Consider the following 26108-nt stretch of genomic DNA (forward strand, 5'->3'; position numbering starts at 1 on the left):
GCTGGAAGTGGAAGTGAATGCCTTCTTCCTCGCACAGGCGCTGGATGAAATGCAGGTCGGATTCGTCGTACTGCACGCAGTAATCGCGCTGCGGGTATTCGGCGCTGAGCTGGAAGCTGTAGGCGTCGGCGAGTATGCCGCGATCTTCAAGGACCTGAGCGATGATCTTCGGTACGGTCAGTTGCTGGAAAATCTGCTGATCGTGGTTGTGCCGCAGGTAGGCCAGTTGTGGCACCAGGCTGAGGCTGTAACGGGTCAGGGTCTTGCCGGAGTCGCCTTGCTCGATACGATAGACCAGACCGTGGATCTTGCCTTCGCCGGTGGCGCCGAAAGTCAGGACGCCGGGCTTGTGCAGCAGCTCTTCGAGTTTCAGGTCGGGGCGGGCGCTGACGAGTTCGAGGTCGAAACGGAACGGTTCGTTGAGGGCTTCGCGACCAGTGAAGCTGAGGACTTGCAGGTCGGCGTTGGCGCCTTCAAGCGTGAGGGTGATGTGGGTTGCGTTGGCGTCCAGCATGCCTTGAATTCCGTCCGTTGAATAAGCAGGTGACGGATGATGGAGGATTAAGCGGCCTCGTTCAAGGCACAAAAGCCGTAGGTCTGGCAGGTTTGCGGTATAGGGAAAACCCTTAGGTGAGGTGTTTCGCCCAATGAAACCGGGCGTTTGCTGCGAATTGGTGTTGATCGCCGGCAACTTTTCCCACGACCCTGCGTTGAAGAATCCTCAGTCAGATTCAGACTAAAGTCGCCTGTAGCACGTCAAAGCCATCTGCCATCATTGCCGCTCACCCCTGCGTGTTCACTTTCTCCTGGTTCAATCTGACCCGGGACGGGAGCTATTTTTCTGGCTTGTTGCGCGCTTGCGCAAACGCTGCATTGTTGGAGTTTTTCATGCGTCCCCCATTTTCCCTCATCACCCCGCGCCAGTCGTTTGGCTTCGGAGCCGTTGTGCTGTGCGCAGGTTTTACCGCACAGGTTCAGGCCAGCGGATTCTTTGAAGACACCACGGCGAAAATCGAATCGCGCACGGTGTACTTCAACCGCGATTTCCGTGATGGGCACACCACGAACGATCAGGGCGCGTCCAAGCGTGAAGAGTCGGCACAGGGCTTTATTCTCAACCTGCAATCGGGCTACACCGAAGGTACCGTGGGTTTTGGTCTCGATGCGCTGGGCATGCTTGGCTTTCAACTCGATTCCAGCCCGGACCGCAGCAACAGCGGCTTGCTGCCCTCCAGCGGCAACGACCCGCGCGGCTCGAAGGGCCAGTACGCGAAAATGGGCCTGACCGCCAAGGTCAAGGTCTCGGACACCGTGCTGAAATACGGCGCACTGCTGCCGGATCTGCCGCTGCTGAAATACAACGACGGCCGTTTGCTGCCGACCATGTTCAACGGCGCCATGTTGACCTCTAAAGAGGTGAAGGACCTGACCTTCATGGCCGCGCGCCTGGACAAGTACACCGCGCGCGATTCGACCGACTCGCAAGACATCCGCGTGCACTGCAAGAACAAGCGCTACGCCTGCAACACCACCGCCGATCATTTCGACATGTACGGCTTCGACTACAAGATCAACGATCGTCTGACTGCGCAGTATCACTACGCCGAACTGGAAGATATTTATCGTCAGCACTTTGTCGGGCTGTTGGGTAATCAACCGTTAGCTGGCGGTGTACTTAAAGCAGATCTGCGTGTGCTGAAAAGTGCCGACAGCGGTGATGCCAAGGCCGGTTCCATCGATAACCGTGCGTTGAGCGGCATGCTCTCTTACGCGCACAGCGGTCACACGTTCAGCGCCGGTTGGCAGCGTATGAACGGCGACAACTCGATGCCGTACCTCGATGGCAGCAACCCGTATCTGGTCAACTACGTGCAGGTCAACGATTTCGCCGCTGCGCAGGAACGCTCGTGGCAGTTGCGTTATGACTATGACTTCAAGGCCATTGGCATTAATGGTTTGAGCTTCCTGACGCGCTATGTGAGCGGTGATCACATCAAGGTGTTGGGCAGTGATCAGGAAGGCAAGGAGTGGGAACGCGACAGCGAGTTGAAGTATGTGATTCAGACGGGCACGTTCAAGGATGTGAGTTTGCGTTTGCGTAATGCGACTTACCGTACCAACTATGAGAAGTTTGCTCGGGATGTGGATGAGACACGGTTGATTGTGAGTTATAGCTTTTCGGTGTTGTAGGTCTTGGATGTGTAGTGCTTGATCGGGCGCTATCGCGAGCAGGCTCACTCCTACAATGGATTAATGTTGATCGCAATATCCGCGTCCGCTGAAGATCCCCTGTAGGAGTGAGCCTGCTCGCGATGAGGCCCTTGAAATTGCTGCTACAACCAATGCCAGAACCGGCTCCAGAACCCCCGATTCAAATCCTCTTTGCACCCGGCATATTGCCGCGCATACACATCCGAACGATTCTGCACTTTGCGCGCCGTCGGCATCAGCCAGGCTTTGCTCGCGTAGGTCTTGTTGCGGAACCCGCCCCAGCCTTCGTGGTAGTTGAGGTACTGATTATAGGCGTCGTACTTGTACACGCCGTTGATCGAATAGGTCTTGTCCATGTACCAGCCGACAAAGTCGATKGCGTCGTCGAAGTCTTCGCGGTCGGCCCAGTTGCGGCCGGTGCTTTTCTGGTAGTCGGCCCAGACTTCATCTTTGGCTTGCGCATAACCCGAGGCGGTCGAGACGCGGCCCCACGGGATCACCCACAGTAGGTATTTGCGCGGGGTCTTGGCGTCGTAGCGGTAGCCGGATTCCTGATACATGATCGCGAAGGGCACCTGAATCGGCACGCCCCAGCGTTTTTGCGTGACTTGCGCAGCGTCGTACCAGTCGCTTTTTTCCCGGAAGATTTCGCAGATGTCTTCCGGCGAACGGGGCGGCGAGGTGCCGCACCCGCTCAATAGCGTTGCCAGTGTCAGTAGTCCAAGCGTCTGCCCGTAATTCAAAAGCCGTTATCCCGTCGTGCGCAAAAAGGCCGACAGTCTACGCGCTCAGCTCAATTGGTGACGATAGGGCAGATCCGGACCGGTCTTGCTGCAAGTCAGCGCGGCGGCTTGCACGGCGAACCTGAGCATGGCGTCGATCTGTTCGCGAGCGAGTTGCTGCACGCCTTCAACCGAATCCAGACCGTGCTCGGTCAGCCAGGTGATCAGCGCGGCCTGGAAGGTGTCGCCGGCGCCGACGGTATCGGCAATCTTCACCGAAGCCGCCGGCACTGACCAGTTGCCATGCTGGCGGCTGAACACACTGGCGCCGTCGCCACCCCGGGTCAGGAAAACGATCTGGCAGCGATGTTCGAGCCAGCCTTCGATCACCCGTTGTGGGTCCTGTTCGGGGTAGAGCAGGCTCAGGTCTTCGTCGCTGACCTTGATCAGATCGGCCAGTGGCACCAGCGTCGCGATGCGCTCGCGCCACAGGTCGATATTCGGCTGGGGATTGAGGCGTACGTTCGGGTCGAGGGTGATCAGGCGTTTGCCGCTTTCACGCTGTACCAAGGTCAGCAAGGTGTCGCCGATCGGCTGCACCACTAGCGAGAACGAGCCAATGTGCAAGCCGCGCACCTCAGCGCCCAGCGCTGGCAGATGCGCCAGACTCAACTGCCGGTCCGCGCAGCCTTCACCGCGAAAGCTGTAGTGCGGCGAGCCATTGGCACCGACGGCGACCATGGCCAGCGTGGTCGGTGCGGCGAAGTCCACCAGATAGTCCGGACACACGCCTTCGTCCTGCAGCACTTGCTGCAAGCGGCGGCCGAGGTAGTCGGTGGACAGCCCGCCGAACAGGGCCGAGTCCACGCCCAAACGACGCAAACCGACGGCGACGTTGAACGGCGAGCCGCCAGCAATCGCCTTGAAATTCACTTTCGAGGCCAGACCGCTGGCGTCGTCTTCACTGAAAAAATCAAACAGGGCTTCGCCACACACCAAATACATAATTGTTTGCTCTTTATAGGGTTGCGACATGCTGTTGATAGCGTTCATAGGCCTGCTGGAACGCCGCGACGTTGGCGGCAATCGGCAGGGTTTCACTGCTTGAGTCGAGTTTCACGCAGCGCTGGCACAGGTCGGCGAGGGTGTCTTCGTGGCCGTTCGACCAGGATTTGCACCACGCCGATTGAATCGCTGCGCCGAGGGCGGCGGCTTCGCTTTGTTCGGTACAGATCACCGGGGTGTTCATGATGTCGGCGACGATCTGCCGCCACACCGCGCTTTTCGAACCGCCGCCGATCAGGCAAATGCTGCGGCTTTGTAAACCATTCTGGCGGAGCAAATCCAGCCCGTAGCGCAAACCGAAGGTGGTGCCTTCGACGGCGGCGCGGCACAGATTGGCCTGCGTCAGGTTATCCAGCGTCAAGCCGTGCAGGCTGCCGGTGGCATGGGGCAGGGCGGGGACGCGTTCGCCGTTGAGGAACGGCAGCATGCTCACGCCGTCAGCGCCGATGGGGGCTTGAGCGACGAGGTCGTTGAACTGCTGCAGATCGAGGTCGAACAGCTCGCGGATCGCGCCGGTGGCGTTGGTCAGGTTCATGGTGCAGATCAGCGGCAACCATCCGCCGCTGGACGAGCAGAACGTCGCGACCGAGGCGTCCGGGCTGACTTTCGGCACTTCGGAATAGGCGTACACCGTGCCGGAAGAACCAAGGCTCATGGTGATCGCGCCGGGCTGAATATTGCCGGTGCCGATGGCGCCCATCATGTTGTCGCCGCCGCCGCTCGATACCAGCGCGTCGGGGTTGATGCCGAGGTGTTCGGCGATGGCCGGGAGGAGGGTGCCGACGCTTTGGTGCGCATCGATCAGCTCTGGTAGCGCCGCTTGCAGGCGTCCGCTGGCGTCGATGTCGCGCAGCAGTTGCAAGTCCCATTGGCGGGTGCGCACGTTGAAGTAGCCGGTGCCCGAGGCGTCGCCGTATTCGCTGCAGGCGCGACCGGTGAGCCAGAAGTTCAGGTAGTCGTGGGGCAGCAGGATGCGTGCGATGCGCGCGAACACCACGGGGTGTTGTTCTTTGGTCCAGAGCAGTTTCGACACCGTGTAGCCCGGCGCGATGACCACGCCGAGGCGTTCCAGCGAGCCTTTTTYACCGCCCAGATGAGTCAGCAGACGGTCGTTTTCGGCGCTGGTTTCGGTGTCGCACCAGAGCTTGGCCGGGCGCAGGACTTCACCTTGATCATCGAGCAGGACCAGACCGTGTTGCTGGCCGGAGACGCCGATGCCGAGGATCGACTGGCCATCGACATTTGCCGCCAGTAATGCCTGGCGGGTAGCGATGGCGAAGGCGTCCAGCCATTGCTGGGTGTCTTGTTCGCGACGACCGTTGGCGGCGCTGATCATTGTGTGCGCGGCGGCGCCTTGGCCGAGGACCTGGCCGGTGGCGGCGTCGAGGATGATGGCTTTGGTGCCTTGGGTGCCGCAGTCGATGCCTAGGAATAGTTGTTGTGTTGTCATGTGTGAACCACTCGGGTGTGGTGAAGATCAAGAGCTTACCCCCTCACCCCAACCCTCTCCCCCAAGGGGGCGAGGGGCAAAGGGAGCCGATTGGGGGGCTGTTCAAAAGCTGAGTTCGACTGCGGTTCTCTCAAACCGGAGCTGTTGAAATCCTGAGTTCGACTCCGGACGTTCAGGTCGATGTAACTTGCACAAACCACTCGGTCAGTTCCCTCTCCCTCCGGGAGAGGGCTAGGGTGAGGGGCTTTTCAATCCAGAATCCGCTGGAGAGTCCGCGTCACACCATCCTCGCGCAAGCTGTTACAGCACCACTCAAACGCCGCGACAAACTCCGCCGAACGCGGAATCGCCGTGCCAAAAATCTCCTCAACCGCCAACAACCGCTGAGTGATTAAAGCATCGTCCGCCACCAACGCCTGAAAAAACGCCGCGCGCGGATCAGGAATCGAATAGCTATCGCCATTCTCATCCACCCCCTTCAAATACAACGCCCACGCCGCCACCACCAACGCCGCTCGCTTGGTTTCCTGCCCATCGGCAATCAAGCGGTTGATGGTAGGAATGGTGAACTTGGGAAACTTCGACGAACCGTCCGAACACACTCGCTCCAACTGATCGGCAATCGCCTGATTGGAAAACCGCGCTACCAGCGTGTTTTTGTAATCCGTCAGATCAATGCCCGGCACCGGCGCCAATTGCGGGGTCACGTCCAGGTCCATATAGGCGCGCATATAACGCACGAACAGCGGATCGTTCATGGTTTCGTGCACAAACCGGTAACCCTTCAAAAAGCCCAGATAGGTCAGCGCCAGGTGGCTGCCGTTGAGCAGTTTGATTTTCATCTCTTCATACGGCGAAACATCGTCGGTGAACTGCACACCAACCTTTTCCCAGGCCGGACGACCGTTGCCGAATTTGTCTTCCAGCACCCACTGCACGAACGGCTCGCAGACCACCGGCCAGGCATCGTCGACGCCGTGTTTATCGGCCAGTTGCAGGCGATGCGCGGTGCTGGTCATCGGCGTGATGCGGTCGACCATGGCGTTGGGGAAACTGACGTTGGCGTCGATCCAGCTGCACAGGTTGCTATTGCGCAGCGTGGCAAACGCCAGCAGTGCCTTGCGCGTCACGGCGCCGTTGTGCGGCAGGTTATCGCAGGACATCACGGTAAATGCCGGAATGCCCGCCGCCCGGCGTTTTTCCAGGGCCGCACACAGGAAACCGAACACGGTTTTCGGGTTTTCCGGGTGGGCCAGATCGTGCTGAATCTGCGGCAAGTGCGCCATGAATTCGCCGTTGCTGTCATCGATGCAATAACCGCCCTCGGTGATGGTCAGCGAGACGATGCGGATTTGCGGATCGGCGAGTTTGTCGATCAACGCCTGAGCGCCGTCCTCGGCCAGCAGCATGTCGCGAATCGCGCCGATCACGCGGACTTCGGTGTCGTCGCTGTCGCCGAGTTCGAACAGGGTGAAGAGGTAATCCTGTTCCTTGAGGTCGTCACGGGCGCGGCGGTCTTCGGCGCGCAGGCCGACGCCGCAAATCGCCCAGTCGAGCGCTTCGCCGGTGTTCATCAAGGCATCGGTGTAATACGCCTGATGCGCGCGGTGGAAGCCGCCGACGCCAATGTGAGCGATGCCCTGGCGCGTGTCGCTGAGGCTATAGGCCGGCAGTTGCACTTCGCTGGCCAGGCGATGGAGATTCTGTTGGTTGAGTTTCATCGGGAGTTCTCGAAATCAGGCCGCAGCGCGCAGCGGACGGGTCAACGCGACACCTTGGGCATCGAATAAATGGCAGTGCGCAGCATCTAGGTGCAGGCTCAGTTGTTCGCCGTAACGGCTGGCCAGATCCCCGCGCACGCGCATGGTCAGGGCTTCGCCGGCGTTGGTGGTGACGTGGCAGAAAGTGTCGCTGCCCAGGCGTTCGCTGACGTCGGCGGTGACTTGCAGCGAGCAGTCGCCCGATTGCGCCAGTTCCAGATGTTCCGGGCGAATGCCCAACGTCACCGCGCTGCCGACACTGAGGTTGGCGGCATTGAACGGCAGGGTGATGCGCGTACCGGCGTCCAGCGAGACTTCGCAGCTCTGGCCATCGACGCGGGCGATTTTACCTTTGAGGAAACCCATTTTCGGCGTGCCGAGGAACCCCGCGACAAAGAGGTTCGCCGGGTTGTGATACAGGTCCAGTGGCGAGCCGACCTGTTCGATCTTGCCGCCATTGAGTACCACAACCTTGTCGGCCATGGTCATCGCTTCGACCTGATCGTGGGTCACGTAGATCATCGTCGCTTGCAGGTCTTTGTGCAGGCGCAGCAGTTCCAGACGCATCTGCACACGCAGCGCGGCGTCGAGGTTGGACAGCGGTTCGTCAAAGAGGAAGATTTTCGGATTACGCACGATGGCGCGACCGATCGCAACGCGTTGACGCTGACCACCGGAGAGCTGCTTCGGCTTGCGTTCAAGCATCGGCCCGAGTTCGAGAATCCGCGCCGCTTCGCCGACTTTCTTCTCGACTTCGGCTTTCGGCACGCCGGCCAGATCGAGGGCGAACGACATGTTCTTTTTCACGGTCATGTGCGGGTACAGCGCGTAGGTCTGGAACACCATCGCCAGATCGCGCTTGGCCGGGCTGACTTCGGTGATGTCGCGGCCATCGAGTTCGATGGTGCCGTCGCTGACTTCTTCGAGGCCGGCGATCAGCCGCAGCAAGGTGGATTTGCCGCAGCCCGACGGGCCGACGAAGACCACGAATTCCTTGTCGTTCACTTCAAGGTCGATGCCTTTGATGATGGAGAAACCTTCGAAGCCTTTTTGCAGATTCTTGATTTTCAGGTTGGCCATGATGATGGGCCTCCGCAATTTATTATTCAGATGAACCGGATCGGCTTTTCTGTGGGAGCGAGCTTGCTCGCGAAGGGGGCGTGTCAGTCACCATCAGTGTTTGATGACACTCCGCTTTCGCAGCAAGCTCGCTCCCACAGGGGATAGGGTTGGGTTCGGGATGTTCATTTCACGGCGCCGAACGAGAGGCCGCGTACCAGTTGTTTCTGGCTGATCCAGCCGAAGATCAGAATCGGCGCACAGGCCAGGGTCGACACCGCCGACAACTTGGCCCAGAACAGACCTTCCGGACTCGAATACGAGGCGATCAAAGCAGTCAACGGCGCGGCTTTCGACGAGGTCAGGTTCAGCGACCAGAACGCCTCGTTCCAGCACAGAATCAGCGACAGCAGCACGGTCGAAGCGAGGCCACCCTTGGCGATCGGCAGCAGCACGCGAACCATTTCCTGCCACAGCGTGGCGCCGTCGAGGCGGGCGGCTTCGAGGATGTCTTTGGGGATGTCCTTGAAGTAGGTGTAAACCATCCAGACCACAATCGGCAGGTTGATCAGCGTGTAGATCACGATCAGCGCGATGCGCGTGTCGAGCAGGCCGAAACTCTTCGCCAGCAGGTAGATCGGCATGAGCACGCCCACCGGCGGCAGCATCTTGGTCGAGAGCATCCACAGCAGCGTGCCTTTGGTGCGCTGGGTTTCGTAGAACGCCATCGAGTACGCTGCCGGCACCGCGATCAGCAGACAAAGGGCCGTGGCACTGAAGGAAATCACCACTGAATTCCAGGCGAAACTGAAGTAATCGCTGCGCTCATTGATGTGCAGGTAGTTCTCCAGCGTCGGCGTGAAGATGAACTGCGGCGGCGTGGCGAAGGCGTCGATTTCGGTTTTGAAACTGGTCATCACCATCCAGAAGATCGGGAAGAAAATCACGATCGCGATGGCCCAGGCCAGGGTGCCGAGCAGCAGGCTTTGCAGCCGGCGGGATTGTTGGAGAGTCATGGCAGGCCTCAGGCTTTGTCAGTCAGGTTTTTGCCGATCATCCGCACCAGAATGATCGCGGCGATGTTGGCGATGACCACGGCAATCAAACCGCCCGCCGAGGCCATGCCGACATCGAACTGCACCAGCGCCTGGTTGTAGATCAGGTAGGCGAGGTTGGTCGAGGCGTAGCCGGGGCCGCCGTTGGTGGTGGTGAAAATCTCGGCGAACACCGACAGCAGGAAGATCGTTTCGATCATCACCACCACGGCAATCGGCCGCGCCAGATGCGGCAGGGTCAGGTGCCAGAAGATCGCGATCGGCCCGGCGCCGTCGAGGCGCGCAGCTTCTTTCTGTTCCTGGTCCAGCGACTGCATCGCGGTCATCAGGATCAGGATCGCGAACGGCAGCCATTGCCACGAAACAATGATGATGATCGACAGCAGCGGGTAGTGCGCGAGCCAGTCCACCGGTTGCGCGCCGAACAGCTTCCAGATGTAGGCGAGGATTCCGGAGACTGGATGGAAAATCAGGTTCTTCCAGATCAGCGCCCCAACCGTGGGCATGATGAAGAACGGCGAGATCAGCATGACCCGGACGATGCCGCGCCCGAGAAATTCGCTGGCTTCCAGCAATGCACTGATCAGCACGCCGAAGACCACGCTGATCAACAGCACGCTACCGACCAGCAACAGCGTGTTGGTAGCGCCGGGCATGAAGCCCGAGTCGGTCAGAAAGTAGCTGAAATTCTCCAGCCCGACGAACTGGTTTTCACCGGGATAGAGCAGGTTGTAGCGGATCATCGAGAAGTAGATGGTCATGCCCAGCGGCACGATCATCCACAGCAGCAACAGGGCCACCGAAGGGCTGACCAGAAACCAGCCGGGATTGCGTACGCGGGCTTTGCGCGCAGGCTGCGACAGGTCGATGTGGGCTTTGGCAGTTGAAGTATTCATGGTGATCACAACCGAGTCATACAGACCTATGGAGATCTAATGCAGGAGYGAGCTTTGCGGGTTACTTGGGATAACCGGCGCGCTTCATCTCGCGTTCAGTGGTTTGCTGCGCAGCAGCCAAGGCTTGATCCACTGTGGTCTGACCGATCAGCGCCGCCGAGAACAGCTTGCCGACCTGCGTACCCACTGCCTGGAACTCAGGAATGGTCACCAGTTGAATGCCGATGTACGGCACCGGTTTCAGCGTTGGCTTGCTCGGATCAGCCGCTTTCAGCGATTCCAGCGTGACCTTGGCAAACGGCGCTGCGCTCATGTAGGCATCGCTGTAGGTCGAGGCGCGGGTGCCTGGCGGTACGTTGGCGATGCCGTCAGTTTTGGCCACCAGCTCGCCGTACTCTTTGGAGGTCGCCCAGGCGCTGAACTCTTTCGCGGCGTCTTTGGCTTTGGAACTGGTCGGAATCGCCAGCGCCCACGAGTACAGCCAGGCCGAGCCTTTGTCAGTCACTTGATGCGGGGCGAAGGTGAAGCCGACATGATCGGCAACCTTGCTCTGGGTCTTGTCGGTGACGAACGAGCCGGCGACGCTGGCATCGACCCAGATCGCGCATTTGCCGCTGTTGAACAGTGCGAGGTTTTCGTTGAAACCGTTGCTGGAAGCGCCCGGCGGGCCGGATTTCTTCATGGTGTCGACGTAGAAATTCAGCGCGTTTTTCCATTCCGGCCCGGTAAATTCAGGCTGCCATTTCTCATCGAACCAGCGCGCGCCATAGGCGTTGGCGACGGTGGTGATCAGCGCCATGTTCTCGCCCCAGCCGGCCTTGCCGCGCAGGCAGATGCCGTACTGTTCCTTGTCCTTTTTCGTGAGCTTTTCGGCGAAACCGGCAATCTCTTCCCAGGTCGGACGCTCGGGCATGGTCAGGCCGGCATCCTTGAACAGGTCGGTGCGGTAATAGGTGATCGAGCTTTCCGCGTAGAACGGCAGGGCGTACAGCGAACCCTTGACCGACAGGCCTTCACGCACCGACGGGAACACATCGTCGAGGGCGTAACTGGCCGGCAGATCCTTCATCGGTTCCAGCCAGCCTTTGGCGCCCCACAGTGCCGCTTCGTACATGCCAATGGTCAACACGTCGAACTGGCCACCCTGGGTGGCGATGTCGGTGGTCAGGCGTTGACGCAGGACGTTTTCTTCGAGCACCACCCAGTTGAGCTTGATGTCCGGATGCTCGGTCTCGAAGGTTTTCGAGAGCTTTTGCATGCGGATCATGTCGCTGTTGTTGACGGTGGCGATGGTCAGGGTCTGGGCGCCAAGGCTGACGCTGCTGAGGGTCATGCAGGTGAGGGCAAGCAGAGCTTTTGCAGTCGGTTGCATCGTGCACTCCTTTTCTGCACCCGGAGGGTTACAGAAGGACAGTTATTGTTTTTGTGTCTTCCTGTGCAGGAAGAATGTGCGCTGATTACAGCCTTCAATCGCGGGGCTGACAAATCATCCCTAGCACTTTTATCGATACTTTTTTGCACTGGGCGTTGGCCGGGTGAACGCAGGGAAGGGGGTTACAGCGGGGAGCAGTTAATGAATACGTACAGGTTTCAGAGCATTGCGAGGTCCAGTGTGGGAGCGAGCTTGCTCGCGAATGCGTTGTATCAKTTTGCAAATTGTTGCCTGACACGCCGCTTTCGCGAGCAAGCTCGCTCCCACAGGGGAACTGCATTGTCAGTGATGGTTTTGTTCAGTCAGGCGCTGCACGGCGAGCCGTCGGTAATGCGAGGGCGTCATACCCTTGAGCTGCTGAAAGCGCCGATTGAAGTTGGAAATGTTGTTGAATCCGGACTCGAAACACACTTCGGTCACCGGTTTGTCGCCATCAGCCAGCAATTCGCAAGACTTGCTGATACGCAGCCGATTGACGAACTCGATGAAATTGCGCCCGGTGGCCTGTTTGAATACGCGACTGAAATAGGTCGGCGTCATGCCCAGATGCTCGGCGACTTCTTCCAGCGAAATGTCGCGGGCGTAGTGGCTGAAGATGTAATCGACCGCGCGGTTAGTGCGGTCGATATTGTGTTCATCGGCCAGTTGCGGCGTGGTCGCACCGGACAGCAATTGGAAATCATCGCTCGCCGCGAGCAACTCCATCAGGATGAAGAAGTGCCCGAGGCGGGTGATGCCCTTGCTGTCGGCGATACGCTGCATCAGCGTCATGGCCTGGCGAATGGTGCGCTTGCAGCGAAATTCGATGCCGTACTGCGCGCGCTCCAGCAGGGGCGCCAGGGTTTTCAGTTCGGCAAACACCTGGTGGCCACTCTCGAATAACTCGTCGGTGAAGTTCACCAGCATGTCACGCTTCTCCACGACCTCGTCTTCGGCCACCTGACTGATCCAGTTATGCGGCAGGTTGGGGCCGGTGAGAAACAGGGTTTCGGGGTAAAAGTTGCCGATGTAGTCGCCGATGAACACCTTGCCTGAGCTGGCCACGATCAAGTGCAGTTCGTATTCCTTGTGGAAATGCCAGCGCACCAGTGGGCACGGAAAACCGTGCTGGCGGTAGATGATGGACAACCCGTTATGGTCATCCATCAACTCGTACGAGGGGTCGGTCACGCGGGCGGTTCGGGTCATGGCCTGAGTACTTTTTCATGATCGCCAGGCGATCATGCCTCGTTTGCCGTGTGGTGCGCCAGCCTCGTTCAAGCCGGCTGTTGGTGGAGGGGCATTCTGGACTTCTCGATGGCTTTCTCCACATTGGCCTGTTGGCAAAAAAACACCACTTTCGAGTTTTTAATGAAGTCGAAGTTAATGATGTTGCACTTTTTTGCCCAGTCTGACTTTGCGGGATCAAACCAGTTGTCCAGATTATTGAGAATGCGCAAAGGGCCGCTGGCGATATAACAAGTTGCGCTCAGAGACCAAGGACGCAAGTGGCTGATGGAAGTGCCCATGACTTCTTTTATATAGCCGTGCAACTGGTGGGTGGTCACCAGGGTCTGGTTGATCCATTTATGATTGATTTGTGCCTGGAACCGGCTGTCTCGGGTTTCCCATGTCATCGGCGCGGCAACCAGGACTCGCTGTAGTCGGCTGACTTGTTTAAGTTGGCCTAGTGTCAGGTGGCGGTTTTCGGCAGGAATCATGTGCTGGCCAAAATGCTCGAGCATCAACTGTTTGAATTCAGCGTGGTTGAATTGCGCGTTGCCATTAGCCAATTCGTGGAAGTCAAGAATGATGAACTCATCGAAGCTGCGCTCAAGAAATGCCTTGACGTCGCGGATCAGATCGCCGAGATGGCGCGAAGATGTAAAGCCGTTGTGCTGGAAGCGAAATCTCTCAAGCCCCTGTGCCTGAGCGTCGTACAGCAGGCGCACATCAAGTGCCCGGGAGCCGCGATTGAGTTGCGCATAAAAGGGGATGTCCTGGCATGCCAGCCAGAGGCTCCCGGGGAGCAGAGCGTAGGAGGCTTCCAGGTCGCAGCCTGCATTGTGTGTGCCCGGTAAGGTCAACTCATTGAGAGACAAGTTATCAATCTGTGGTGTGTTGACCATCCATTGATGGGGTTGGAAATCATGAAAGTTCATGGTGTATATCCTGCGTGGATAGTGATTTAAAGTTATATGAGTGCGCGCAGGATCGTTATAGAGCCAAGTTTGTATTTGGCCAATCGCTGTTTGAATGCAAGTTATGTAGAAGTTCCGGATTGATCTTGGTTTGCTGTGGTGTTGCGGTTTTTTGCTTCAATCCATTGCGCCATATATTGAGTGCTTTTGTGCGCGTGATGGCGCAGCATGCTGCCGGTGAAGTTGTTGTTTCTGAGTGTTTGCAAGTGCTGTTGGCAGTGACGAAGTTTCTCAATAAGTGCCGGTCCGTGTATTGCTTGTTGGTAGCGCTCGGTGAGTAGCTGGGTTCCCGCCAGACAAGCTTCTTGCCAACGCGCCTCGTCCTTGTAAAGCGCCACGGCAGTGTTGGCGAGCTCGATTGCGCTGTTTGAAATGGAACCGGGCCAAGTGTGACCACCCTGCATTGCCTCAGCACCAACCGGCGTCGTGACGCTGGGTGTACCGCACAGCATGGCGTCGACCAGTTTGCCCTTGATCCCGGCACCAAAGCGTAAAGGCGCCAGGCACACCCGCGCAGCAGACATCACCTGCAACGCATCTTCGGCCCAGTTCATGATGTGGAAGCCTTCATTGGCGTTATGCAGCGCCGTGGCTTTRGGCGGCGTGTAGGCGCCGTAGATGTGCAATTGGGCCTGGGGCAACTGTTGGCGAATCAGCGGCCAGATGGTGCTCTTCATCCACAGCACAGCATCCCAGTTGGGCGCATGGCGGAAGTTGCCGATGCTCAAGAAGTTCGCCCGATCTGCAAATGCTGCCGGCTCGGCCGTCGGCGGGTCGATCATCAGCGGGCACCAGTGCAGCAATTGCCGAGGCAAGCCGAACTGCTCGATCAGCAGTTCGATTTCCACTTCGGAGATCATCAGGTTCAGATCGCAACGATACAACGCGGCAATTTCGCGTCTGGCCAGATCGGTCTCGGCCATCAGCTCGAACTCGTCGCGCAGGGCTGGGGCAAATACATCACTGAAATCATTCTGGTCCGGATTGACCTTGAGGCGAGACTTGAGCCGTTGGTGGCGCGCATGCCGCAGACTTTGCAGGTCGGAAGTTTCCAGCACGCGCAGTGCCTGAGGGCATTGTTTTTCAACCCGCCAGCCGAACTGTTCTTCCATCATGAACTGGTCAAACAACACAATGTCCGGCGCCAGTTCACTGATGAAGTGGTCAAAGCTGCTGTTGTTGAGTTCGATGGCCACTTCGCGGATGCCGAGTGCAGCAAGATCTGCTTTGTGCTCACCGGGGCCGGCCGGGCTGCTGAAGGTAATGTCCCAGCCTTGTTGCAGGAAGGTTTCGAGGATCTGCATGACGTGCCCGCTCGCCGCTGAAGAACGCGGTTCTGGCCAGACGTATCCGATGACCAGGACTTTGGTGGCGGCGGGTTGAATCATGGACAACATTCCTTCACGGCGAACGAGGGGTAAAAAACGGGCGCAATTAAACCACAGGGGTAGGGTATGCGCCCGATTGTCAAAAATATCCCTCAATACCGCCGCCGGGCATCCTGCGTAAATCGACTTCAGAGAGGCGGGTGTACCAGATTCAGCAGGAGTGGCCCCTTCAGGAATTTCCCCGCGTCGGTACCGTCTATGGCATGCCGGAGGGTGGCAAGGTTAGACACAAAGGTGTCCGGATGCGTCCGGTACTGGTCGATCAGCGAGACCGCCACTGAGTAGGATTCGGCATTGATCAATGCCGGGTGGTCTTGAACGAGTTTCGGCCAGTTGCCGAGTGTCGCCTCAAACTCTTCGAAGTCTTTAAGGTTCGCAAAAGCGTGGTGAGGGTTGGCCAGATTCTTCGGATGCGCCTTGCGCGCATTTCGAGCGAACTCCATCAAGCCTGCCGCATCGTATTCTGCCGGGGTAATACCGGCCAGGACTTCTCCGTAGTAGAAATCAAGGGTGCCTGGCGCGCCATGCGACATTTCGTGGACCAGAACATCACCAATCCGGGCATCGTCGTACCTGGCCACTTGGTACCACTCATCGAGGTTGTCAGGATAGATCGCAAGGAATTTCGTCGCGCTGTCATCCAGCTGTGTACCCGCTTCAATACTTGCTTGCCAGTGTTTATAGGTTGTGGTTTTTAACGCGGCGAGTGTATCGGTGCCACGTTGGCGGAAAGACATATGGTGCTGCCCCAGCGCTCCGAGATCCTTGCGCATGGCCCGCAGATTCTTGCTCACGTAGTTGATGGCTTCGTCCGAATCCGTGCCGAAAACGTATTTGACAATGGAGCGAACGTCGTCATTTTCGATCTCCGACAGTAGCTGGAGTGTGTTGTCCAGTTTGCTCTGGGCAAGCGGCGTGGCTTTTTTCAAGTAGGCCTTTGTGTAACTCCAGGGCGTTGCTCGTTTGAATAATCTGAGGAATGAAAATTTTTCTCGCGGCCTGATGTTTTTCAGGGCCGGGCCCCACGCGTGGCCACGTAAGTTCAGTGCAAACCATTCATCATTGTGGCGTGTCGCCCAGACCTGAAAGATGTCCTGAGACGCTTGTACAGGCCGCCACTCGGCGAGGCGGATAATGTCTGGATCAATCGTCGCGGCCAGGTGCCGTTGGGGGGTGGCGCCCGACCATTTGCGCGCATCGGAAAGCACATTTTCCAGTTGAGCGAAACCGCTGTTGAGCCCTTTGCGCAACAGTTTTCCGCCCTTGAACAGCAGATCTGGCACGCCGTCCAGCGGGTTGAACACATTATTGACCAATCCCAGGCCCACTTTGGCCAGTGCACTGGCTTTGGTGGCAACGGTCATGGTTTTGGCAACGAGGCTGACAATCTGAGCAACAGCACCGACGACCAGCAAAATCGTCATCGCCGCTTCCAGCGCACATGCCCCGGCCCCTTGCACTTGTCGCTCCACGTCGTCCGAGCTCAAGTCTTCGATACAGGATTTGAAGGGCACCACGAAATTAAGAAAGGTATCCAGATCCGCTTCCCGTTTTGCGCGCAAAGCCTCCAGGCGAGTCTGCCCCCAACATTCTCTGACCAACTCATCAAAGGTCGCGATCGGTCGGTGCTTGAGTACGAAATTCGTCAGCGGGTCAAATTCGCTCGAGTAGAAACTCTGGTAATAACCTTTGATTTCTTCGGCGGACGCAGACGCCGGCAACTCACCGATCTTATCGATCACGCCCGAACTGACTTCAATGAGGCCGGGCGGTACGCCATGGGTATAACACTCGATATTCGTCGGCAATGAATGCACTGCCGCAGGAAGCGAGTAGCCTTTCTCGTCGCTGCGCACGCTGGTAGTCAGCAGGTGTTCTTTTTCAATCAGCGCGGCCAGCCGTGGATTTTCGCGACAGGTTCCGTGCAGCGTGAACAGTTCGTAACACGTCATCCGGCCCTCGAACTCGGAACAGAGGACTACACCATAACGTCCCTTTGCCGCTTCTATTTCTTTATGGCTTTCCGTCGGTTTGCCTGAGGTGGTACCCAGGATTGTGTAAAGGGTCGACGACAGGGGATTGGTTGGCAGGTTGTTGAGCGTCTGGAGTTTCGCGACGGAGGGCCTGAGACTGAAAACCGTCACCTTGCCTTTCAGCAAGCGCGTTCTGTGCGCAATGGGCATTATGCAAAACGCTTGCTTCAAGTGCGTGCCCATTGCCTGCATATGCTTGAGGTAATCGCGATTGAACTGCCGGTGAAACTCGCCGTCAGGCGCAATCAGATTGGGCAGCATGCGAGGAAACGCGGTGTAAATGCTTTCACCTTTCTTCAGGTCCCAGTCCCCGCTCGCCAGGTCATTGGACATGTGCAATTCCACAGGCGATATCGAAAGCCGGTCGCCATAGGCGTCTTCCAGCACGTGGTTTTTCTTCTGAAACATGACGTCATGTTCCAGATAGCTGCAGCCTTTGGCGACCTGCTTGAGGATGTCCAGTGAAACACTTCTGCGGGTAGGCAAAGGGCGGACCAGTGTGTCGGCCGTCTCGGCAAGTGTGTCGGCAAACCGGGCGTAAGCAGCGGACGCTTTTGCCAGGGCGCCGGGGATCGATTTCGCTACGTCCTCCGGGGTGATGATGTTGTTGAGTAACCCCCAATCAATCACCGCATCTCCTGCAGCGAGTGCGTCGAGCGTCTTGCGGAATCCGGAAACCTCACCCAGCCTCGACAGTTCGAGCAACCGGGTATAGGTCATCGAGCGCGTCGATCCGGGCGCGATGGTTTCCTGCACTGCCACGATTCGGCAAAATTCGACCCATTGCGGGGTCCCCAGCGCCAGGGTCGCCGGCAAATCTTTCACCAGAAATTCAGGCGCCGCCTCAGCGAGCAACAAGTGAGCGGCCAACGCTGCATTTTTTTCGCTGATTCGGTGATGCTGGGTGAGGTGTTTTTCGAATGCCGTCTGAACATCGGCGAATGACTTCTCGATATGCTCGACGGCGTATAAATCGAAACCCGCGACATGATTACGTGGCTCTGGCTCACCGACCCGGGGATGAAGGTCGAGCAGCAGGGAAGTCAGCATTAGCTGCTTGAGTGATTCATCTGATTGCGGCTGATTTTCTTGTGCGCCATACCAGCCCAGATCCCGGATATAGGCGCTGGCCCATCGCAGCGCAATGGGACTGGAAACGAGTCGCTGAAGAATAGCTTCGGCTTCCGAGCGCTTGAAAGATGTCGTTTGCCCGCCAAAGATGCTGTGCGAAAGATTCTCCAGTAGCGACTGACCCTTTAAGTAACTGCTAATGAGTCCTCGGAACTGGTTACGTTGATCTGCAGAAAGAGTTACCGAATTGTCGGCTCCAGACTTGATCATTTCCCAATAGTTACCGAACAACGCTGTCACTGCAGGCGGCTGCGTCAAGAATGTTGTCAGCCTGGAACATTCGGCGGCGGTCCGGGGAATCAGAAAGTCATGAAATCTGAGCCAGCCTTCCAGTTCGATTTGTTCCGCCAGGGAAATGCTTCCACCCGTCAACCTGGCCATTTCAACAAGCGTTAGAAGATCATCTTTGAGGTTGGGGGCAAGTTTGAATGCGCCGGCAAATTCCAGTGTATTGCCCGAGTATTGTGCGAATATTTCACCGTTGCCGGTCACTGTAAACTGAGAGTGATCAGGAAATCTCAAAGTGCTGGTGAGTTTTTTGAAGGCCTCTTGCTCGCACAGGTTCTGCAACATTTTTCTGCCAGGTTGCAAAGCACTATCAAGCGTTGAGCCGGACTCCAGTGTGATGGTTGCGCCAGCCAGAGAGATGGCTTGTGAAGGGCTGGTTGATTTTTCGCGCTGTTGTAATTTGTATATAACTTCCAGGCGTTCGGCATGATCAAGTTGTGTAGGGCGGACTGGATTCGACAAGCCGTTGTGAGTTGTCCAGTTTATATTTGTAATGTTCATGAGGCATCCATTTGTCTAGTGTGCTGGACATCCTCATTTGTTATTTGTTGCCCATCAAGCGCTGCTGTGTAAGTGCGTTATTCAGTGTTTAATTAAGTTGGGTTTTTTGTGGGGCGTGTAGTGCTGCCCCTTCGTCATTGTCTGAAGGGGCGTAATGCAAAAGTTGTGTTACTGAATAATTTTTTTTACTTTGTCGCGTAACTGATCAATCGAAAATGGTTTGCCGATTACGTGCATGTCGTCTGGTACGACGATGTTTTCGGCATAACCACTGGCAAACAGAATCGGCAGGGCGGGGCGCAGCTTTCGTGCTTCGTCTGCCAGTTCGCGGCCATCCATGCCAGGCAAGCCGACATCGGTCATCATCAGGTCAATGTGTTTGGTGGCGTCCTGGAGAACCTCCAGAGCCTGTTCGCTCCCATCTGCTTCGAGCACCTTGTACTCCAACTCCTCCAGCACATCGACGATCAGCATGCGCACGATGTTGTCGTCTTCTACGACAAGGATGGTGGGGGCGGGGTTAGACATATTAAGGCTCTCGAAAGTCAGTTCAGGGTCGCCGGTCGATCAAAAGTGCCGGGCTCTTTCATCAGTAAGTGGCGCAGTGCCACAAGTTCCCTGCCCGAGACAAAAAAAGCATAGCCGCAGACGGGGCCGCAAGGATAACTGTTCAAGGCTGTAAAGGTGCTGGTGCATGTAGGAATTTGCGGCGAAACGTGTGAGAAAAATGGATCCACGCCGTCGTTTTGGGGCAAACTGCCGGTTTTTCAACAGTTCGACAAGGCTGCCCCATGTCCTCTCCGTCTACGGTTGATGAGCAACGGTTTCGCAAACTCCTGAGTCGCAACATCAGTCTGCCTTTGGGCGTCGGTGTGCTCAGTGCCGTGTTCTTCGTGTCGCTGATCACTTATCTGCTGTCGGTAATCCAGTGGGTGGAGCACACCGACCGGGTGATCAATAACGCCAACGAAGCGGTGAAGCTGACCGTGGACCTTGAAACCGGCATGCGTGGTTTCCTGCTCAGCGGCGACGAGCATTTCCTCGATCCGTACGAAACAGCCAAGCCGCGCATCGCGGTGGCGCTCAATACCTTGCTCGAATTGACTGCCGACAACCCGGTGCAAACCGATCGTCTGCGCCGTCTGCAAGCTTTGCAGGTTGAGTGGTCCAATTACGCCCAGTCGATGATCGATCTGCAGCGCTCCAGTGGCGATTACCGGGGCGCGGTCAAGGCCGGCCGCGGCAAACGCCTGACGGACGAGATCCGCAAGCAATTCGAAGACGTCATCGAGACCGAACAGGTCCTGCGCACCACGCGTAACGAAGACGTGCGCCGCACCACGATCTGGAGCATCAGCCTCTATCTGGTGTTCATTGCCGGTATCAGTGGCTTGCTGGCCTATATCGGCCGGCGTGATCTGGTCAATCTGTCGACCAACTACAGCGCCAACCTTGCCGCTCAACAAGCCAGTGCCGAACGTCTCGAGCAGCAGGCGTGGTTGCGCAATGGTCAGACCGAACTGGCCGAGCAGGTGCTGGGGCAACTGACGCTGAATTTGCTGGGGCGCAATATTCTGCAATTCTGCGCGCAATATCTGGGCACCGCCGTGGCCGCACTGTATGTGCGTGAAGAACACGGCGGCCTCAAGCGTGTGGCCACTTACGGTTTCTCCCGCGAGCAGGAAGAGCAAGACCAATCGATCTACAGCGGCGAAGGCATTGTTGGCCAAGTGGCGCAGCAGGCGCGGTTGATCCGTCTGGATTCGGTACCGTCGGACTACTTCAAAGTCAGCTCCGGGCTGGGCGAGGGCTTGCCGCACAGTGTGCTGGTGGTGCCGACCAGCGATGATGACCGAGTCAATGGCGTGATCGAACTGGGTTTCCTGCGTCCGCTCTCGGATCGCGATATCGAACTGCTGGAACTGATTGCCGGCAATATCGGCACCTCCATCGAAGCCGCGCGCTACCGTCAGCGTTTACAGGAAGTGCTGGCCGAAACCCAGCAACTCAACGAAGAGTTGCAGGTGCAGCAGGAAGAGTTGAAAACCGCCAACGAAGAACTGGAAGAGCAGTCGCGGATTCTCAAGGAATCCCAGGCGCATCTGGAAACCCAGCAAGTCGAACTGGAACAGACCAACGAGCAACTTGCCGAACAAGCGCAGACGCTGGCCGAACAACGCGACGCCATGGATCTGAAAAACACCGAACTCAATCAGGCTCAGGTACAACTCGAAGAGCGCGCCGAAGAGCTTCAACGCTCGAGCAAGTACAAGTCCGAATTCCTTGCCAACATGTCCCACGAACTGCGCACGCCGCTGAACAGTTCGTTGATTCTGGCCAAGTTGCTCGCGGAGAACCCACAGGACAACCTCAGCGCCGAACAGGTCAAGTTTGCCGAGTCGATTTACTCCGCCGGCAACGATCTGCTCAACCTGATCAACGACATTCTGGACATCTCCAAGGTCGAGGCGGGCAAGCTCGAAGTGATTCCGGAGAACACCAGCGTGGCGCGTCTGGCCGATGGCCTGCGCAGCGTGTTCGAACCTTTGGCGGCAGACAAACAGCTGACCTTCAGCGTCGATGTGCAACCTGGCGCACCGGGCATGCTCTACACCGACCGTCAGCGGCTGGAGCAGGTGATCAAGAACCTGCTGTCCAACGCCGTGAAGTTCACCGAGAAGGGCGCGGTCAGCCTGACCATCGCCGGCCAGCCGGATGATCGGGTCGCGTTCATCGTGCGCGATTCGGGTATCGGCATCGCTGCCGACCAGCAGGAGAGCATTTTCGAAGCCTTCCGCCAGGCCGACGGCATCACCAACCGCAAGTACGGTGGCACCGGTCTGGGCCTGTCGATTTCGCGGGATCTGGCGACCTTGCTTGGCGGTTCGATCAGCGTCAGCAGCACACCGGGGCAGGGCAGTGTGTTCACGTTGCTGCTGCCGCAGCAGTTCAACGAGGCCAATGAAGTTGCGTTCGCACCGTTGACCTTTACCCCGCCAGCGGCGGTGGTCAGCGCGCCACTGGCGCCGGTTGCTTCGCCGTTGGCGCCGGTGCATATTCCGCGCTTCGCCGATGACCGCAACAAGGCGCCATTCGCCACGCGCTGCATTCTGGTGGTGGAAGACGAGCCGAACTTTGCGCACATCCTCTACGATCTGGCGCATGAACTGGGCTATCAGTGCCTGGTGGCCCATGGCGCGGACGAAGGTTACGACCTCGCCAAAGAGTTTGTGCCGGACGCGATCCTGCTCGACATGCGCCTGCCGGATCACTCCGGCCTCACCGTGCTGCAACGGTTGAAGGAACACGCTGGAACCCGGCACATCCCGGTGCATGTGATTTCCGTCGAGGACCGTGTTGAAGCGGCAATGCACATGGGCGCGATCGGCTATGCGGTCAAACCGACCACCCGCGAAGAGCTCAAGGACGTGTTCGCCCGTCTCGAAGCCAAGCTGACCCAAAAGGTCAAACGCGTGCTGTTGGTCGAGGACGACGATTTGCAGCGCGAAAGCATTGCCCGACTGATCGGTGACGAAGACATCGAAATCACCGCCGTCGGCCTCGCGCAGGACGCGCTGGAGCTGCTGCGCACGACGATCTACGACTGCATGGTGATCGACCTGAAGTTGCCGGACATGCTCGGCAATGACCTGCTCAAGCGCATGTCCACCGAGGACATCTGCTCGTTCCCGCCGGTTATCGTCTACACCGGGCGCAACCTGACCCGCGATGAAGAGGCCGAACTGCGCAAGTACTCGCGCTCGATCATCATCAAGGGCGCACGTTCGCCAGAGCGCTTGCTGGACGAGGTCACACTCTTTCTGCACAAAGTCGAATCGCAGTTGTCCCATGAACGGCAGAAGATGCTCAAGACCGCGCGCAGCCGCGACAAGGTCTTCGAGGGTCGCAAAGTGCTGTTGGTGGACGACGATGTGCGCAACATTTTCGCCCTCACCAGCGCTCTGGAGACCAAAGGCGCAGTCGTGGTCATCGGCCGTAACGGGCGTGAGGCGATTGAAAGACTCAATGAAGTCGAGGACATCGATCTGGTGTTGATGGACGTGATGATGCCGGAAATGGATGGTTTTGAAGCCACCATTGAAATCCGCAAGGATCCGCGCTGGCGCAAGTTGCCGATCATCGCGGTGACGGCCAAGGCCATGAAAGACGATCAGGAGCGCTGCCTGCAGGCAGGCGCCAATGATTACCTGGCCAAGCCTATCGACCTGGATCGCCTGTTCTCGCTGATTCGCGTGTGGTTACCAAAAATGGAACGCATTTAGTGGAACGCAGTACGCCAGCCGAACGAAACAGTGAAATCGAACTGCGCTTGTTGATTGAGGCGATCTACCTCAAGTACAGCTACGATTTTCGCGATTACTCCGGCGCTTCGATCAAGCGCCGGGTGCAGCACGCGCTGAGCCAGTTCGAGTGCGCGACCATTTCGGCATTGCAGGAAAAGGTTCTGCATGACCCGACAGCGTTCATGCAGTTGCTGCAATTGCTGACGATTCCGGTCAGCGAGATGTTTCGTGACCCTTCGCACTTCCTCGCGATTCGCCGGGAAKTGGTGCCGCTGTTGCGCACTTATCCGTCGATCAAGATCTGGATCGCCGGGTGCAGCACCGGCGAGGAGGTCTATTCGATGGCGATTCTGTTGCGCGAAGAAGGCCTGCTCGATCGCACGATCATCTATGCCACCGATATCAACCCGCGCTCGCTGGACAAGGCCAAGCAGGGGATTTTCTCGATGGAGAATGTTCGTGCGTACACGGCCAACTATCAGCAGGCCGGTGGCCAGCGCTCGTTTGCCGACTACTACACTGCAGCGTACGGTTACGCGATTTTCGACAAGAGCCTGTGTGAGAACGTGACCTTCGCCGACCACAGTCTGGCGACGGACAGCGTGTTTTCAGAAACTCAATTGATTTCCTGTCGCAACGTACTGATTTACTTCAACAAGAAACTTCAGGACCGCGCCTTTGGTCTGTTTCATGAATCGCTGTGCCACCGCGGCTTTCTGGTGCTGGGCAGCAAGGAAACGCTGGATTTCTCCGGTTACGCGAATCAGTTCGAAGCGCTGGTCAAACAAGAACGGATCTACCGTAAAACATGAACGAGGCTGTGGATTTACCTCGCGTCGAGGCAATAGTGGTCGGAGCTTCCGCCGGTGGCGTCGAGGCGCTGCTGAGCCTGCTCGGACCGCTGCGCCGAGGCTACAGGTTGCCGATCATTGTGGTCCTGCACCTGCCCGAAGAGCGCCGCAGCCAATTGGCCGAGGTCTTCTCCCGGCGTGTGGAGATGCCAGTGCACGAGGCTGCCGACAAACAGGACATCGTTGCCGGCAACGTGTATTTCGCCACGCCCGGTTATCACCTGTCGGTGGAGCAGGATCGCAGCCTCTCGTTGAGCCTGGAGGAGCGCGTGCATTATTCACGGCCATCGATCGACTATCTGTTTGAGTCGGCCGCCGACGCCTACGGTTCTTCCCTGGCCGCTGTACTGCTGACCGGCGCCAATCACGATGGCGCGCGCGGGTTGGCCGAGGTCAAGCGTTGCGGCGGTTTGACCATCGTCCAGGACCCCGAAGACGCGCAAGTCGCCACCATGCCCTTGGCTGCACTGAAGATTCAGCAGCCGGATCATGTCCTACCCATTCACGGCATCGGCCGTCTGCTTGTCGAGCTGGAACGAATCGCATGCTGAGTAATATCCAAGCCAAACTGCTGATCGTCGACGATCTGCCGGAGAACCTGCTGGCGCTCGAAGCGCTGATCAAGCGCGAAGACCGTACCGTCTATAAAGCTCTATCGGCGGATGAAGCGCTGTCGTTGTTGCTGCAACATGAGTTCGCCATGGCCATCCTCGACGTGCAGATGCCGGGCATGAATGGCTTCGAACTCGCCGAGTTGATGCGTGGTACCGAGAAAACCAAGAATATCCCGATCATTTTCGTCAGCGCCGCCGGCCGTGAACTGAATTATGCGTTCAAGGGTTACGAGAGCGGGGCGGTGGACTTTCTGCACAAACCGCTGGATATCCATGCGGTCAAAAGCAAGGTCAATGTCTTCGTCGATCTGTACCGCCAGAGCAAAGCGCTCAAGCAACAGCTTGAAGCCCTGGAGCAGGCCCGTCGCGAGCAGGAAGCGCTGCTGCAACAACTGCAGAACACCCAGCTGGAGCTGGAGCAGGCCGTGCGCATGCGTGATGACTTCATGTCGATCGTTGCCCACGAAGTGCGTACGCCGCTCAATGGTCTGATTCTGGAAACCCAGCTGCGCAAGATGCACTTGGCTCGGGACAACGCTGCGGCGTTTACCCTCGACAAGATGCACGCCATGGTCGACCGCGATGAACGGCAGATCAAAAGCCTGATCCGCCTGATCGAAGACATGCTCGACGTGTCGCGCATTCGCACCGGCAAATTGTCGATCCGACCGAGTCGTTTCGATCTGGTGCAACTGGTGAGCAACCTGCTGCAAAACTTTGCGCAACAGATCGAAGCCGCTGAAACCGAAGTGTCGTTTACCGCGCCAGTACCGGTGGAAGGCCATTGGGACGAGTTCCGCATCGAGCAGGTAGTCACCAATCTACTGACTAACGCTCTGCGTTACGGCGGTCGCAGCCCGATCCAGGTGCGGGTTTACTGTGAAGGTGATGAAGCGCGGATCGAGGTGCAGGACCGTGGCATCGGCATCAGCCAGGACAACCAGAAGCGTATTTTTCAACAGTTCGAACGGGTTTCCGCCAAGACGGTAGTGGCCGGGCTCGGGCTGGGTCTGTTCATTTCCGAGCAGATCGTCGCCGCCCATGGCGGCTCCATCGTCGTCGAGAGTGAAATCAACGAAGGCGCCCTGTTTCGCGTTTGTCTGCCAATCCAGGAAAACGGCAAATCCGACGCAACCTCTGAGTGACCACACGGTCGTATCAGCAGCTA

The 26108-nt window shown here is 57.7% G+C and carries 19 protein-coding genes; 5 read left to right on the forward strand and 14 right to left on the reverse strand.

All coding sequences use genetic code 11. The features are described 5' to 3' along the window. Positions 1-514 (reverse strand): type VI secretion system tip protein TssI/VgrG (gene tssI, locus AC1DVF_RS20355; protein ID WP_477783050.1); only part of this gene is annotated, 514 nt, incomplete at its 3' end. A 374-nt stretch (positions 515-888) separates the two neighbouring features. Here tssI and AC1DVF_RS20360 point away from each other — a divergent pair. Continuing rightward, a complete protein-coding gene (locus tag AC1DVF_RS20360; protein WP_477783051.1) occupies positions 889-2190 on the forward strand; it encodes an OprD family porin in 1302 nt (433 codons plus the stop codon). 143 nt (positions 2191-2333) lie between these two features. Here the strand turns inward: AC1DVF_RS20360 and AC1DVF_RS20365 are convergent, their stop codons facing one another. The 13 genes from AC1DVF_RS20365 to AC1DVF_RS20425 all read right to left on the reverse strand — a co-directional run bounded on the left by AC1DVF_RS20365 (position 2334) and on the right by AC1DVF_RS20425 (position 19699). After that, positions 2334-2954: a transglycosylase SLT domain-containing protein gene (locus AC1DVF_RS20365; protein ID WP_477783052.1), complete on the reverse strand. Its 621-nt coding sequence runs from the start codon at positions 2952-2954 to the stop codon at positions 2334-2336. 45 nt (positions 2955-2999) lie between these two features. Next, positions 3000-3938, reverse strand: coding sequence for a carbohydrate kinase family protein (locus AC1DVF_RS20370; protein ID WP_477783053.1), 939 nt, complete (start codon positions 3936-3938; stop codon positions 3000-3002). A 13-nt stretch (positions 3939-3951) separates the two neighbouring features. Continuing rightward, positions 3952-5448 carry a xylulokinase gene (xylB, locus tag AC1DVF_RS20375; RefSeq protein ID WP_477783054.1) on the reverse strand — a complete coding sequence of 499 codons (1497 nt, stop codon included), beginning with the start codon at positions 5446-5448 and terminating at the stop codon, positions 3952-3954. Positions 5449-5696: 248 nt separating this feature from the next. Then, complete coding sequence (locus AC1DVF_RS20380; RefSeq protein WP_477783055.1) at positions 5697-7169, reverse strand: mannitol dehydrogenase family protein; 1473 nt, start codon at positions 7167-7169, stop codon at positions 5697-5699. A gap of 15 nt (positions 7170-7184) precedes the next feature. Further along, complete coding sequence (locus tag AC1DVF_RS20385) at positions 7185-8288, reverse strand: ABC transporter ATP-binding protein (protein ID WP_460091033.1); 1104 nt, start codon at positions 8286-8288, stop codon at positions 7185-7187. 164 nt (positions 8289-8452) lie between these two features. Then, a complete protein-coding gene (locus AC1DVF_RS20390) occupies positions 8453-9283 on the reverse strand; it encodes a carbohydrate ABC transporter permease (RefSeq protein ID WP_034154211.1) in 831 nt (276 codons plus the stop codon). Positions 9284-9291: 8 nt separating this feature from the next. Further along, positions 9292-10218: a carbohydrate ABC transporter permease gene (locus tag AC1DVF_RS20395; RefSeq protein ID WP_116255718.1), complete on the reverse strand. Its 927-nt coding sequence runs from the start codon at positions 10216-10218 to the stop codon at positions 9292-9294. 61 nt (positions 10219-10279) lie between these two features. Then, positions 10280-11590: an ABC transporter substrate-binding protein gene (locus tag AC1DVF_RS20400; RefSeq protein ID WP_093431239.1), complete on the reverse strand. Its 1311-nt coding sequence runs from the start codon at positions 11588-11590 to the stop codon at positions 10280-10282. A 342-nt stretch (positions 11591-11932) separates the two neighbouring features. Further along, positions 11933-12838 (reverse strand): AraC family transcriptional regulator, encoded by a 906-nt coding sequence (locus AC1DVF_RS20405; protein WP_077573033.1) that lies wholly within the window; start codon positions 12836-12838, stop codon positions 11933-11935. 68 nt (positions 12839-12906) lie between these two features. Next, positions 12907-13791 carry a phosphatidylinositol-specific phospholipase C domain-containing protein gene (locus AC1DVF_RS20410; RefSeq protein WP_093431242.1) on the reverse strand — a complete coding sequence of 295 codons (885 nt, stop codon included), beginning with the start codon at positions 13789-13791 and terminating at the stop codon, positions 12907-12909. Positions 13792-13892: 101 nt separating this feature from the next. Further along, entirely contained in the window at positions 13893-15218 is a 1326-nt protein-coding gene (locus tag AC1DVF_RS20415; RefSeq protein ID WP_477783068.1) for a glycosyltransferase family 4 protein, read from the reverse strand. Between the two features lie 128 nt (positions 15219-15346). Then, positions 15347-19171, reverse strand: a complete 3825-nt coding sequence (locus AC1DVF_RS20420; protein ID WP_477783056.1) for a hypothetical protein — start codon at positions 19169-19171, stop codon at positions 15347-15349. Between the two features lie 168 nt (positions 19172-19339). Continuing rightward, positions 19340-19699, reverse strand: coding sequence for a response regulator (locus AC1DVF_RS20425; protein ID WP_460091027.1), 360 nt, complete (start codon positions 19697-19699; stop codon positions 19340-19342). 263 nt (positions 19700-19962) lie between these two features. On the opposite strand from AC1DVF_RS20425, the gene AC1DVF_RS20430 reads away from it, so the two are divergent. From AC1DVF_RS20430 to AC1DVF_RS20445, 4 genes are read left to right on the forward strand one after another with little or no spacing between them, the layout of a single operon-like run. Further along, the gene (locus AC1DVF_RS20430; protein ID WP_477783057.1) at positions 19963-23454 is read left to right on the forward strand and encodes a response regulator; all 3492 of its coding nucleotides are present in this window, start codon (positions 19963-19965) and stop codon (positions 23452-23454) included. Continuing rightward, on the forward strand, positions 23454-24287 hold the full coding sequence (locus AC1DVF_RS20435) for a CheR family methyltransferase (protein WP_477783058.1): 834 nt from the start codon (positions 23454-23456) through the stop codon (positions 24285-24287). Before AC1DVF_RS20430 ends, AC1DVF_RS20435 begins: the two co-directional genes overlap by 1 nt. After that, entirely contained in the window at positions 24284-24877 is a 594-nt protein-coding gene (locus tag AC1DVF_RS20440; protein ID WP_099759244.1) for a chemotaxis protein CheB, read from the forward strand. Before AC1DVF_RS20435 ends, AC1DVF_RS20440 begins: the two co-directional genes overlap by 4 nt. After that, entirely contained in the window at positions 24871-26085 is a 1215-nt protein-coding gene (locus tag AC1DVF_RS20445) for a hybrid sensor histidine kinase/response regulator (RefSeq protein WP_095050852.1), read from the forward strand. The genes AC1DVF_RS20440 and AC1DVF_RS20445 overlap by 7 nt, the downstream gene beginning before the upstream one ends. The last annotated feature ends 23 nt before the right edge of the window (positions 26086-26108 follow it).

The organism is Pseudomonas sp. P4_D7 (assembly GCF_056401755.1).

What these genes read in the sequence shown, in the direction of transcription:
- AC1DVF_RS20360 (WP_477783051.1), top strand. Translation starts at nt 889, where the DNA reads ATGCGTCCCCCATTTTCCCTCATCACCCCGCGCCAGTCGTTTGGCTTC.
- AC1DVF_RS20370 (WP_477783053.1), bottom strand. Translation starts at nt 3,938, where the DNA reads ATGTATTTGGTGTGTGGCGAAGCCCTGTTTGATTTTTTCAGTGAAGAC.
- AC1DVF_RS20380 (WP_477783055.1), bottom strand. Translation starts at nt 7,169, where the DNA reads ATGAAACTCAACCAACAGAATCTCCATCGCCTGGCCAGCGAAGTGCAA.
- AC1DVF_RS20385 (WP_460091033.1), bottom strand. Translation starts at nt 8,288, where the DNA reads ATGGCCAACCTGAAAATCAAGAATCTGCAAAAAGGCTTCGAAGGTTTC.
- AC1DVF_RS20390 (WP_034154211.1), bottom strand. Translation starts at nt 9,283, where the DNA reads ATGACTCTCCAACAATCCCGCCGGCTGCAAAGCCTGCTGCTCGGCACC.
- AC1DVF_RS20395 (WP_116255718.1), bottom strand. Translation starts at nt 10,218, where the DNA reads ATGAATACTTCAACTGCCAAAGCCCACATCGACCTGTCGCAGCCTGCG.
- AC1DVF_RS20400 (WP_093431239.1), bottom strand. Translation starts at nt 11,590, where the DNA reads ATGCAACCGACTGCAAAAGCTCTGCTTGCCCTCACCTGCATGACCCTC.
- AC1DVF_RS20405 (WP_077573033.1), bottom strand. Translation starts at nt 12,838, where the DNA reads ATGACCCGAACCGCCCGCGTGACCGACCCCTCGTACGAGTTGATGGAT.
- AC1DVF_RS20410 (WP_093431242.1), bottom strand. Translation starts at nt 13,791, where the DNA reads ATGAACTTTCATGATTTCCAACCCCATCAATGGATGGTCAACACACCA.
- AC1DVF_RS20420 (WP_477783056.1), bottom strand. Translation starts at nt 19,171, where the DNA reads ATGAACATTACAAATATAAACTGGACAACTCACAACGGCTTGTCGAAT.
- AC1DVF_RS20425 (WP_460091027.1), bottom strand. Translation starts at nt 19,699, where the DNA reads ATGTCTAACCCCGCCCCCACCATCCTTGTCGTAGAAGACGACAACATC.
- AC1DVF_RS20430 (WP_477783057.1), top strand. Translation starts at nt 19,963, where the DNA reads ATGTCCTCTCCGTCTACGGTTGATGAGCAACGGTTTCGCAAACTCCTG.
- AC1DVF_RS20440 (WP_099759244.1), top strand. Translation starts at nt 24,284, where the DNA reads ATGAACGAGGCTGTGGATTTACCTCGCGTCGAGGCAATAGTGGTCGGA.
- AC1DVF_RS20445 (WP_095050852.1), top strand. Translation starts at nt 24,871, where the DNA reads ATGCTGAGTAATATCCAAGCCAAACTGCTGATCGTCGACGATCTGCCG.